This window comes from Hyphomicrobium sp. CS1GBMeth3, from assembly GCF_900117455.1.
In the GTDB taxonomy this organism is placed as follows: domain Bacteria; phylum Pseudomonadota; class Alphaproteobacteria; order Rhizobiales; family Hyphomicrobiaceae; genus Hyphomicrobium_C.
Genome location: NZ_FPHO01000003.1, coordinates 860110 through 872210, shown reverse-complemented (window position 1 = coordinate 872210; position 12101 = coordinate 860110). Strand labels below are relative to the sequence as shown.

The following is a 12101-nucleotide window of genomic DNA, read 5'->3' as shown; positions in this document are numbered from 1 at the left end:
CGTAGCCTCATGCTCAACGTCACGTTCGTGCTCGCCGATGATCACGTCATCACAGTACCGGCACAGCCAGGCCAGTCGCTGATGGAAGCTGCCTTGATTGGTGGTGTGCCCGGGATTGTTGCGAACTGCGGTGGCGGCGCCATATGCGGCACGTGCCACGTCTACGTCGATGCGGGGTGGAGCGACAGGATAGGGTCACCCGAGGATGCCGAGGACGAGATTCTCGATGCGGTGCACGATCCGGGGCCTTTATCGCGCCTCTCTTGCCAGGTCCTTCTAAGAGAAGAGTTCCATGGGCTCGTCGTGCGGGTTCCGATCCGACAAAACACCTGAGCAATTGCGCCGCGCAGCTATCGCTCTGCGTTTGCCGGGACCGCCCGGCGAACTGCTAGGGCTAAACCTTCCCTCGTCTTTGGCCAAGCCATACCGGCCATCGACATAATAACACCCGTTCGATCCCTTCGGCTTGCGGGCTAGGCAAGCGCGGCGGTAATCGAACAATCGCCGAACAAGCTTTCGAATACCTCACTTCCGCACCTATGATCGGCATTCTCGGGTCGTCGGTGACGGTGCGGGTAGAGGAGTCCTTCGGCGGAAGCCCGGCGGCCTGAAGCCGGCATTGTCATGGCCCCGCCGGGAGCTGGAATTTGGAATCCCGAGCATTTTCAGATGCACAACTGACACACTATCGCTCAAAGTTGAGTACATAGGTATGCAATTGGGGGCGACGCTGGTAAGACGCCCAACAACGGCAAGCCAGCAATCGCCAGCCAGCCACACAGTGGATTTTTGCCTTGCGCTGTCGCGCAGGGCAATCATGACGTGGGGATGGCTTCATGAAGCGGCGCGAAGGTTTTCTGGGGCTCGGCTTGGTCGCGGCTATAGGGCTCACAACCGGCGCAAGCTTGGCACAAGAGCCGAAAGCATCGGAGCCTGCCGCACCGGCCGACGGCGCAACGGAACTTCCCGCTGTTACGGTCGACGCGCCAGCGGCAAAGAAGGCCGCGAAAAAGTCTGCAGCCACGAAGAAGGCTCCCTCTGCCAGCGCATCGGCGTCCGCTTCAACTCCGCAGCCACAGGCTCCTTCCGAGGGAGCGGGCGTCCGGGAAACGGCAACCGGCCCGGTCGAAGGCTATAACGCGACGCGGACGGCGACGGGCATGAAGACCGACACGCCGCTGAAAGAGATTCCGCAGTCTGTTTCGGTCGTGGGCGCCGAGCAGATCCGGGACATGAGCGCGCAGAATCTCCAGGATACCCTGCGCTATGTGCCGGGCGTGGTCGCTGACGGCTATGGCACGGACAGCCGTGCCGATGGACCTCTCATTCGCGGGACGGCAGCGTCCGAATATCTCGACGGACTGCGGCGCACCTCCAACTATTACACGTCGAGCTACCGCATCGATCCCTACTTCATGGAACGTATCGAGGTGCTGCGCGGACCCGCATCGGTGCTCTACGGGCAGGCGCCGGTGGGCGGCATCATCAACTCTGTGTCGAAGCGCCCGGAGCAGGAGCACAGCAGCGAGATCGGCGTCGAATACGGCACGTTCGACTTCAAGCAGGTCAAATTCGACACGACGGGCGCCATCACCTCGGACGGCAAATGGTCGTATCGATTGACGGGTCTCGCCAGAGATTCCGATACGCACGTCGATTACGTCGACGATGACCGCTATGCTTTGCAGCCGGCGATCACCTATCGTCCGGACAACGACACCACCATCACGGTGCTCGGCAATTTCCAGAAGGACCAGACCGGCTCGACGCAGCAGTTCTTCTCGCACATTGGCACGATCTACCCCAACGCCAACGGCCGCCGCATCGCCTACGACACGTTCATCGGTGAGCCAACCGACCACTACGATACGGATGTCGCCTCGGGCACGCTGATTGCCGAGCACAAGTTCAACTCGGCGCTTAAGGTGAGCCACGTCTCGCGCTATGCCGATATCAAGAACGATTATGCGTCATCGTACGCGGGGCATTTCTATACCGTGCCGTATTTCGGCTTCATCTATTTTGATCCTGATCAGGAGTATACGGCGCGCGTAAAGTACGGAGCCATCACCGAGACGCAGACCTTCAATCAGGATACGAACCTCGAGGCCAAGTTCGCGACGGGCTGGGTGTCGCACAAGGTGATCGCTGGCCTCGATTACATGAACTTCCGATCGAAGTCGCTCGCGAACGGCGCACTGAACATGACTCCGATCAGCGTTTTCGACCCGGTTTACGGCCAGCCGGAAAATCTCAACTTTGGCTACACCAGCCTCACCGATCAAACGGTCGAGCAGGCCGGTCTTTACGTCCAGGATCAGTTGCGGCTCGGCAACTGGATCGCCGTTCTTGGCATGCGCAAGGACTGGATCGACAACGAGAGCGGCGGCTCGAGCCAAAAGGACGACGCGACGACCTATCGCGCGGGCCTCATGTACGAGTTCGCATCGGGTTTCACGCCGTATTTCAGCTATGGCGAATCTTTTGTGCCCATCATCGGTACTTCGTCTCCGCAGAGCGGCAGCCAGGCCTTCGATCCGCAGGCGGGACGCATGTATGAGCTGGGCTTCAAGTATCAGCCCGCCGGTGCAAACTTTGCCATCAACAGCGCCATCTACGACATCGAAGAGAGCAACCGGTTAGAGGCCGATCCGAATGAGCCCGGATACAACGTTCAGACCGGCGCAGTCGCAATCCGAGGCTTCGAGATCGAACTGACCGGCCAGATCACGAAGAACCTAAAGGTTGCGGGCGGCTACTCTTACACCCAGGCCGAGTATGACAACAACTCGGCGACCGATGGCAATCAGATCGAGTCTATTCCGAAGCATCTCGCGTCTATGTGGGGCGTGTGGGAGTTCGACCAGCCCTACCTCCTGGGTTGGTCTGTTGGAGCGGGCGTCCGCTATATCGGAAAATCCTGGGATAGCCTCAACGTCATCGAGGTGCCGGATGTGACGCTGTTTGACGCCATGATCGCGTACGAGGAGGACAATTGGCGCTGGTCCATCAACGCTAAGAACATCGGCGATGAAGAATACGTTTCGACGTGCCTTTCGCGCGGCGATTGCTTCCTCGGTACGGCCCGTACCATCACGACCGGGATCACCTATAAATTCTAAGCTTGCGCCTGCAGGGCCTTCGCGGCCTCGCGGCGGTCTGTCTCGGTAGAGGTATTGTATTCTCCGGCAGTCATGTTTATTCGTCGTCGGGTTGCGGCTGTCGGGGAGTTCAATGCGAGCGGCGTTCACACTGATCCATCGTTGGGGCGGCCTGTTCATCGCCGTCTTTTTGTTCATCGCCGGCATAACCGGTGCGGTGATCTCGTGGGATCACGAACTCGACGAATGGCTAAACCCGCATCTGTTCGACGCAAAGACCTCCGGCCCGCCGCTTTCCGCGCTTGACCTTGCCAAGCGTGTCGAGAACGCGGATCCGCGTGTTCAGGTCAGCTATTTCCCGCTTTCGTTCGAGGAAGGGCACAACGCCGACTTCTTCGTCGAGCCGAAGGTCGATCCGAAAACGGGCGCGCTCTACCCGGTCGACTACAATCAGGTGTTCGTCGATCCCGCGAGCGGGGACGTTGCGGGACGGCGCTACTGGGGGGCCATCTCGCTCGACACCGAGAACATTCTCCCGTTTCTCTACAAGCTGCACTACTCGATGCACATTCCCGATTTCTGGGGCATCGACCGCTGGGGCATCTGGTTCATGGGCATCGTCGGCATCGTGTGGATGTTCGACTGCTTCGTCGGCTTCTATCTCACGCTGCCGCGGCGTAACGGGCAGAATGGCGCACCGTACGACATCGCCGTCAGCTCCAACACGCGCCGCACATGGTGGGAGCGATGGAAGCCCGCCTGGAAGATCAAGCGCGGGGCCAGCAGCTACCGGCTGAATCTCGACCTCCACCGTGCGTTCGGCCTCTGGCTCTGGGCGGCTCTGTTCATCCTTGCGTTCACCTCGGTCTCGATGAACCTCAACAACGAGGTGGTGCGACCCATCCTGAGCAAACTGTCATCGCTCACGCCCGATGCGTTCGACGACCGAGCCCCGGCCGCGCTCAACAAACCGATCGCGCCGAAGCTCGACTATGCGCAGGCGATCGAGGTCGCGAGCGCGGAAGCACGCCGCCGCGGTTGGGACGAACCCGCAGGCGCCGCATTCTACGGCCGACTGCACGGGCTCTATTCCATCAGCTTCTTCCATCCGGGCGACGATCATGGCTCCGGCGGCATGGGCGTCAAAATGCTCTTCCTCGACGGGGCAACCGGCGCTCTGCAAGGCGGTCGCGTGCCGTGGGAAGGCACGGCGGCCGACGTCTTCATGCAGCTTCAGTTCCCGTTGCACTCGGGCCGCATCGCAGGCTTGCCCGGCCGGATCTTCCTGTCGTTCATGGGGCTTGTGGTGGCGCTGCTCTCGGCGACGGGCATTGTCGTCTGGTTCAAGAAGCGTGCGGCTCGGGTTGCTCGAAAGTTGCCGACACGCGACGCGCCGAACCCTGCGGATCGACGGATGCGCTCGACCTAGGATTCTAAAGCAGCTGCTACGACCTGTGCCGGTCCGCTAATAAAGCGGCTGATCCTGAGGGGATGGCCGGCCGTCGTTGCGCGCCCGATTGCAGTTGGGCGAGACCTGCTGAGCCCAGCCCTCGTCGCCTTCACCTCTTGGCTGTTCCGCCGCGTCAAAAGTCGGTGCGATAGAGCTGTGTCATCATCAAAGCTCGGTGAGAAGCCGCACGTTCCACCAAATTTGCTGCCTGGGTTGTGTCTCGTCGTGGCTTGAGGCACGGTCAATTTCGGATGACATGCCCGTTGCGGCTCATCTTATGCAGAATCTGAAATGGTGGTGAACGCCCGAACGAGCAAGCGGGTCAACAAGAAGAAGCGGGGGAGGGATGGCGCTAACTGCGCTCGACTGGGGGCTCATCGGCGCGTATGTCGCCGTTGTAATTTTAATCGGGGTCAGGGTGACGACCAAGGTCACCTCCGCTCAGGAGCTCTTTCTTGCCGGTCGGAGCCTCGGCTTTGCCACTGTTGGATTTTCGCTCTTTGCTTCCAACATTTCATCGACGACGATCATTGGCGTTGCCGGCGCCGCTTATCAGAACGGGATCAGCGTCGCGCATTATGAGCTCATGGCCGCCCTTGTCCTGATCTTTATGGCGTTCGTTACCATCCCAGTTTTCTTGCGCGCGCAGATCACGACAGTACCCGAGTACCTACAACGCCGTTTCGGTCCCTTCGTATGCAAATACGTATCGGCGCTCACTATCGTGCTTTCGATCTTTGTCGACACGGCTGGCAGCATTTACGCCGGTGTGTTGGTCCTGCAAACGCTCATTCCCGGACTGCCGTTTGTTCCCGCATGCATCGCTCTCGCAGCATTTGCGGGCCTCTATACGGCATTCGGTGGCCTTCGTGCGGTCGTTTACACGGACGTTCTTCAAGCCATCATTCTGCTGGCTGGAACAGGCGTGATTACCTACGTGCTATTTGAGCAGTTCGATTTTTCGTGGTCGGCGGCGATGGCTGCCGTGCCGAGCGATAAGCTCTCGCTGATCCGTCCCCTCGATGACCCGGCTCTGCCATGGCTCGGCGTGCTGGTGGGTCTTCCGATCCTTGGATTCTATTACTGGGCGGCCAATCAGTACATCATGCAGCGTGTGCTGGGCGCAAAGAACCTCGAGCATGCGCGATGGGGCGCCATGCTCGCCGCGGCATTGAAGCTCTTGCCGCTCTTCCTGTTTGCCATTCCTGGAGCTCTCGCGTTCGCACTCCTTCCAGGACTGCCAGATGGCGATCAGGTGTTTCCGACGATGATCGTCACGTATCTGCCAGCGGGTTTGGTCGGGCTCGTGCTCGCGGGACTGATCGCCGCCATCATGTCGACGATCGACTCCACGCTCAACTCCGCGTCGGCGCTGGTCGTTTATGACTTCGTAAATGCCTCTGAGCACAAGCTCTCGCCGCGACGCACGCTGTGGCTCGGGCGTCTGACAACCCTCGTGTTCGTCGTCATCGCAGCGTTCTGGCCGCTCGTCATTCGACACTTTCCAGGTCTCTTCAATTACATCCAGCAGGTTTTTTCCCTAGCGGTTCCGCCGGTCGCTGCGGTTTTTCTGCTTGCAATGTTTTGGTGGCGCGCGACCACCGCCGGTGCGATCACCGCACTTGTCCTGGGTCACACTATCGGATGTGCCATCTTCGTCTGGAAGATCTGGTGCAGCATGCACGGCGTTGCAGACGGATTACCCCATTTCACCATCGTAGCGGGTGCGACGGCTCTGCTCTGTTTGCTCGTCGCCGTAGGCGTAAGCCTCGCTCAGCCACGGGGCCAGACTGTCTCAGTACCAAGCCTACTATGGACGCCACGTGACACGCGGCCGGACTGCGGTGATCGGTGGGATTACAGGTGGGCTGCGGCGGCCATCGGCGCAGCTGTTATCATGTTGATCTGGATGTTCCGTTGATGCGGAATTGACTCATTCTGTGACCGATCGCGGGCGCCGCAGAGCGAGCGCTGGATCAGCTGCGCGATCTCGTCCCTGCGCTTCGCATCTCGAATCTCAAAGATTTGGCTCCCGATCCACCGGCCCGAGCATCTCTCCATATTTGCCGACGGCCTACGAAAGGCGGGCCTGCCTGAATAGCGGCTCAATACGGATTGTTTATTGCGATGGAGCCGGGAGGGGATGTCGTCAATAGCTGGGGGAGCATATAGGGCACGCCCTGAGGAGGCGCACGATTGACGCGGATTTCGCATCCGTAGGCCGCCGAAAGAAGCTCGTCGTTGAAAACGACGACGGGCGATCCGCGGGCCAGAATGCGTCCGCTACTCATGAGCACAATGTCATCAGCCCACGCGGCGGCCAGGTTCAAGTCGTGAAGGACGACGAGCACCGCGCGCCCGGTCTCGGCTTGGCGCCGGGCTTCGTCGAGAACGCGGATTTGATGCGCCAGATCGAGACTGGAGGTTGGCTCGTCGAGGATCAGGATCGCCGCTTCCCCCGGTTTGCGATGGGCAGCATCGAGCTGGCAGAGTGCGCGCGCAATATGAACTCTCTGCTTTTCGCCGCCCGAAAGCTCGCTGTAGAGGCGGGTTCGAAAGCTTTCGAGGTCGACGGCTTGCAGGGCACGGTCGGCGATCCTATGCGCGGGTGTCTCAATGCTGTCGAAGCCGGGGACCGACGCTCCGAGACGCACCACCTCGATCACGGTGAAGGGGAACGACAAGCTCGTCGCCTGTGGAACCATGGCGCGCCGCCGCGAGAGCGCCGCGGCTGAGAACGTCCGAAGATCACGGTCGTCGAGCACTATGGAGCCTATGCTCGGTTTCAGCTCGCCTGCCAGCACCTTCAGAAGCATGGACTTGCCAGCTCCGTTCGGGCCGATAATTGCCGTGACACGCCCGGCCGGGATCGCGAGGTCGATCCCGTCCAGAAGGCGCCGTCCGCGACGTTCGAGGACAATTCCGCGTGCTTCCAGCATGGCTCTACTCCAGGCCACCGATGCTGCGGCGTAAAACGATGTGCAGGAAGATGGGCGCGCCAATGGCGGCCATCACGATTCCAAGCGGCAGCTCTGCAGGACGCACGACCATGCGGGCTATCACATCGGCCAGCAACAACAGCGTCGCGCCGAGCAGAGCGCTGCACGGCAATACGAACCGATGGTCGGGTCCGGCGATGAGGCGCACGAAATGCGGCACGACGATGCCGACGAAGCCGACGATTCCGGCGACGGCGACTGCGGCCCCGACCGAGGCGGCCGTGCTGAGGATCAGCAGCCATTTGGTTCGCTCGACGTCCACGCCCAGGTGGTAGGCCTCGGCTTCACCGAGCAGAAAGCCGTTGAGCGCGCGAATGACGAACGGCAGCACGACGACGATAACAGCCGCAAAGGGGAGAATGGCGATCACTTTGGGCCAGCTCGCGCCGGAGATGCTGCCGAGCGACCAGAGAGTGAGGTCGCGCAACTCGCGATCGTCGCTGGCGTAGGAGATAAGGCCCGTCAGAGCGCCGGCGATGGCTCCGATGGCGATGCCCGAAAGCAGCAACGCGCCGATCATGAGCTCCCCACGGCGGCCGGCGATGAGTACGAGGAGCGTCGTCGTCAGGAAGCCGCCGAAGAAGGCCGCGAACGGCAGGGCGTAGACACCGAACATCTGGACCCACGGTAAAGCGAGGCCATTGCCGAGCGCAATGGTCGCGACGGCGGCCAGGGCAGCACCCGACGAGACGCCGACGATGCCCGGATCGGCGAGCGGGTTACGGAACAGTCCCTGCATCATTGCGCCGCTGACGCCAAGGGCAGCGCCCACGAAGGCGCCGAGGAGCGTGCGCGGCAACCTGATCCCGAAGAGCACGAGCTGCTCCGTTAGAAGCTGAGGGTCAGTGGTGCCGAACAGGGAGGCCTCGACCACGCGCCAGAGTGCGATCAGCGTGATGCCAGTTGCGCCGATGGACAGAGAGAGCACGACGGCCACGGACAGCGCCAGGATCGATGCAACGACGAGCCTCCTACCTATCGTCTCACGATCCAATGGCTTTGCCGCGTTCCTGTCCGAGAGGGCTTTCTGCATTACCTTGCGAGCTCTGCGCGCTTCGGGAGCTCCGGATAGAGCATGCGCATGAGATCCAGTGCTGCGGCCGGCGCTCGCGGTCCAAATCCGAGCAGGTAGAGCCCATCCATGCTGAAGACGCGCTTTTCTACCGCTGCGGGGCTCGTGCTCATGCCCTTCATGGCCAGGATCTGGTGGGCGTCGTGATTGCCATTCGACCGGCGCATGGTGACGATGGCCTCGGGTTTTAGCTCGACCATGGCTTCATCGGAGATTGGCTTGAAGCCGTTGATCGAAGCGGCGGCGTTCTCGGCACCCGCGAGCTTCAGGATCGCATCGGCGCTGGTGTTGCTGCCGCCTACGGTTGCCCGTCCATTGGCGACGTTCAGAACGAACAGCGCGCGCAGAGGTTTCTTTATGGATCCACGTTGCGCGGCCAGGGTTTCGAAGTCGCCCTCGATGCGCGAAGCCAGCTCGTTACCTGCTGCCTCTAGCCCGACGATGCGCGATACTTGCCGTGCCTTTCCGGCAATTCCCAGAGGGCTGAAGTCCTCCGCGATCTCAATATATTGAATAGGGGATGATTTGAGCGTCTTGACGACCTCGGGCGGTCCTGCGCGGTCGGATGCGATGATCAGACTGGCGTTTACCGACAGCACGCCTTCCGTCGAGAGCGCCCGCATGTAGCCGACGTCCTTTTTCTGCTGCAGGGCTTCGGGCGGATACTGGCTTGTCGAGTCGATCGCGACGATGCTCTTGTCGGCGCCGATGGCGTAGAGGATTTCGGTGATGTCGCCGCCGATCGAAATGATTTTCGTCGCATCGGCCGCGGCCGATGCGGCCTTTTCACTGTTGCTTGGCTGGGCCGATGCTGTGCCTGCAAGTGAGGCGAATACAAGAACGCACGCGACGAAGGCCGACGTACATAACGATAACCTAGAGAGTGCTGCCATTTCGGGCCATCCCGCCGGTTGCTACATATTTGCACCATAGAGCTGCGATCTCGCTTCGCAGCTCAAGCGGATACGTGTCATATCTTGACGATGTACGTCAAGATTTGATAAGCGCAATCCATTCAAGATGACGAGTTGCCTGCGCGTGCGAGGCTCGCACCCGGCAAGCGGCAACTTGAAGATAGCCAGCCCGCCATCGCCGAACCCTGCGCGGATCGGTCAGCCAGCCAGCAATGTCGTCTGCTCGAATAGCTGGGGGGTTGAAATGGAATCCGTACAACAGTGCGGCGCGCCGATGTCGTTTGCGCCGTCGTTGAAGCATGTGCGTTTTGGGTCGCTGCTTTTGGGTGTGAGCAGCCTGATCTTGCTGTTGACTGGGGCCGCGCAAGCCCAAAGTCCCGTAGAGCTGGATCCGGTTAAGGTCGAGGCGCAAGCCGCGAAAAAGAAGAAAGCCGCCGCTGCGAAGAAGGCGGCCCCCTCGTCGCCCGCACCGGTCGCTCCCGAACCAGAGCAGCCGCCAATCTCGCCCGAGCAGTCGCGACGTGATGCGCCATATCGCACGCCGGCTTCCGTCAGCTCTGTGAGCTTTAGCGATCTACAGACATACGGTCAGGTCGACACGGGTGACGTTCTGCGATCCGTACCCGGTACTTCGACGCGAGAAAGCATCAACAACCCGGGCATTGCGGTCAACATCCGCGGCTTCGAAGGCTCCGGGCGTGTCAACATGACGATCGATGGTGTGCGCCAGAATTTCCGCTTCACTGGCCACGAAGCACAAGGGTTTGCCTACGTCGATCCAGCGCTTTTGGCCGGCATCGACATCCAGCGTGGCGCGGTGTCCACGGCGGGCGGTGCAGGTGCGCTCGCTGGTACGGCGAACTTTCGTACGCTCGATATCGGCGATATTGTCAAACCCGGACAGACGGTTGGTGCGCTCACCAACGTGAGCTGGGGGGCGAACGAAGCGGGCTGGTCTGAAATGGTCGCTGCTGGTGTTACTAACGGCCGCGTCGGTTTTGCAGGGGCTATCAGCAAACGTGATCCCGGCAATTACGACAACGGAGACGGCGTCGAGGTTCCATACACTGAACAGGACCTTATTTCCGGTCTGTTCGGAGGAACACAAGTTGAAGTTTGGCGGTGTGATCTACGACAACGAATTCCTCGCCAATACGTATCCGCAAGGCTTGCGCTCAGAGACCTTCACGGCCAGCTATTCGTACAATCCGATTTCAACCGATCTGGTGAACCTGAAGGTCAATCTCTATCGCAACAACGTCACGATGAACTATGACAGCACGCCTCTTATCTCAAACGGTGGAGGCTCGGCCGGTCGTGAGATTGATGACGAGAGTATGGGCTTCGACGTCACGAACGTCTCGAAGTTCAATCTCGGAGGTGTGCGGGTCAGCTCGCAGTACGGCTACGAGTACTTCTTTGATGACGTCGATGTCATAAACAGCACTACGCAACCCGGTTATGGCGTCAATCCGAGCGGCGAAAGCAGCATCCAGGGTGTGTTCTCTGAGACGACATTTTCTTACGGTATCTTCGATCTCATCGGTGGCCTGCGCTACGATAGGTTCAAAGTGGACGGCCAAGGATCGGTCGGGCCTGGCAATCCGCTCGGCATGCCTCCTGGACCTTACGTGGTCGATGTCGACGAGGGCCGATGGAATCCGAAAGTCACGCTGGCGGCGACGCCTTGGCAATGGCTTCAGCCTTACGTTACCTACGCCGAAGCGTTCCGCGCTCCGACGGTAAGCGAGCTTCTGACGGGCGGCGTGCATCCGGCCACGGGCGGTCCACCGATGTTTTTCTCGCCCAATCCGTTTCTTGAGCCGGAGATCTCCAAGGGCTGGGAATTCGGCGCCAACATCTTCGTCGATGGTCTGCTGACGCGAGACGACCGCTTCCGCTTCAAGGCCAACTATTACAAGCAGGACGTGGAAAATTACGTCACCGCCTGCTTTAGTCCCACGGGACAGGTCTTCTATTGCAACAACGCGGGTACGTCTGACGTCCAGGGTGTTGAGATCGAGGGCAACTACGATGCTGGCTATGTGTTTGCTGGGATTGCCTACACCTACACCGATAGCGATCTGCCTCCACAGATCAATGGCTTCGGCGCACAGAGCTATCTGCCGGATCACGTTCTGACGCTGACGGGTGGTCTGCGCTTCCTCGATGAGCGGCTGGTCATCGGTGCCAAGGGCTATATCGTGTCCGAGGCTTACATCGGCGAAATCAACGTTGCGCCCGGTGCGCACCCGTTTACCGACGGTTATGAGCTCCTGGATCTCTATGCGAGCTATAAGACCGACTATAACACGACGCTCGGGGTGACCGTCACCAACGTGTTCGACCGTGCCTATACGCCTGAGCTATCCACGGGTGCGTCTGGTGGCTTTACGGGTGACACAGGCAGGGGGCGGACGGCGCTATTCACCCTCCGCTCACAGTTCTGACGAGAGGAGTGGGCGGAGCTGATCGGCAATCTTGGCCGTAAGCCCGCCCGCCTTCATCAGCGATACGACGTGCGTTCTTCCATGGCGGCCGAATATCGGCCGCCATTGGCCATTT

The 12101-nt window shown here is 60.4% G+C and carries 9 protein-coding genes; 6 read left to right on the top strand and 3 right to left on the bottom strand.

The annotated features are described in order from the left end of the window. Positions 1–9: 9 nt before the first annotated feature. The 4 genes from CS1GBM3_RS11325 to CS1GBM3_RS11310 all read left to right on the top strand — a co-directional run bounded on the left by CS1GBM3_RS11325 (position 10) and on the right by CS1GBM3_RS11310 (position 6472). Positions 10–333, top strand: coding sequence for a 2Fe-2S iron-sulfur cluster-binding protein (locus CS1GBM3_RS11325; protein WP_072395402.1), 324 nt, complete (start codon positions 10–12; stop codon positions 331–333). Positions 334–836: 503 nt separating this feature from the next. Next, complete coding sequence (locus CS1GBM3_RS11320) at positions 837–3122, top strand: TonB-dependent siderophore receptor (protein WP_083567482.1); 2286 nt, start codon at positions 837–839, stop codon at positions 3120–3122. A 112-nt stretch (positions 3123–3234) separates the two neighbouring features. Next, complete coding sequence (locus CS1GBM3_RS11315; RefSeq protein ID WP_072395401.1) at positions 3235–4530, top strand: PepSY-associated TM helix domain-containing protein; 1296 nt, start codon at positions 3235–3237, stop codon at positions 4528–4530. Positions 4531–4897: 367 nt separating this feature from the next. Further along, positions 4898–6472, top strand: a complete 1575-nt coding sequence (locus CS1GBM3_RS11310) for a sodium:solute symporter family transporter (protein ID WP_072395400.1) — start codon at positions 4898–4900, stop codon at positions 6470–6472. Between the two features lie 184 nt (positions 6473–6656). Here CS1GBM3_RS11310 and CS1GBM3_RS11305 read toward each other — a convergent pair whose 3' ends face one another. From CS1GBM3_RS11305 to CS1GBM3_RS11295, 3 genes are read right to left on the bottom strand one after another with little or no spacing between them, the layout of a single operon-like run. Beyond that, on the bottom strand, positions 6657–7490 hold the full coding sequence (locus CS1GBM3_RS11305) for a heme ABC transporter ATP-binding protein (RefSeq protein WP_072395399.1): 834 nt from the start codon (positions 7488–7490) through the stop codon (positions 6657–6659). Between the two features lie 4 nt (positions 7491–7494). After that, a complete protein-coding gene (locus CS1GBM3_RS11300) occupies positions 7495–8583 on the bottom strand; it encodes a FecCD family ABC transporter permease (RefSeq protein ID WP_072395398.1) in 1089 nt (362 codons plus the stop codon). After that, positions 8583–9515 carry a heme/hemin ABC transporter substrate-binding protein gene (locus tag CS1GBM3_RS11295; protein ID WP_072395397.1) on the bottom strand — a complete coding sequence of 311 codons (933 nt, stop codon included), beginning with the start codon at positions 9513–9515 and terminating at the stop codon, positions 8583–8585. Before CS1GBM3_RS11295 ends, CS1GBM3_RS11300 begins: the two co-directional genes overlap by 1 nt. 265 nt (positions 9516–9780) lie before the next feature. Here CS1GBM3_RS11295 and CS1GBM3_RS20130 point away from each other — a divergent pair, with 265 nt between their 5' ends. Together CS1GBM3_RS20130 and CS1GBM3_RS20125 are read left to right on the top strand one after the other, a co-directional pair. Beyond that, on the top strand, positions 9781–10812 hold the full coding sequence (locus CS1GBM3_RS20130; protein WP_244534633.1) for a TonB-dependent receptor plug domain-containing protein: 1032 nt from the start codon (positions 9781–9783) through the stop codon (positions 10810–10812). Beyond that, complete coding sequence (locus CS1GBM3_RS20125) at positions 10706–11986, top strand: TonB-dependent receptor domain-containing protein (protein WP_244534703.1); 1281 nt, start codon at positions 10706–10708, stop codon at positions 11984–11986. Before CS1GBM3_RS20130 ends, CS1GBM3_RS20125 begins: the two co-directional genes overlap by 107 nt. The last annotated feature ends 115 nt before the right edge of the window (positions 11987–12101 follow it).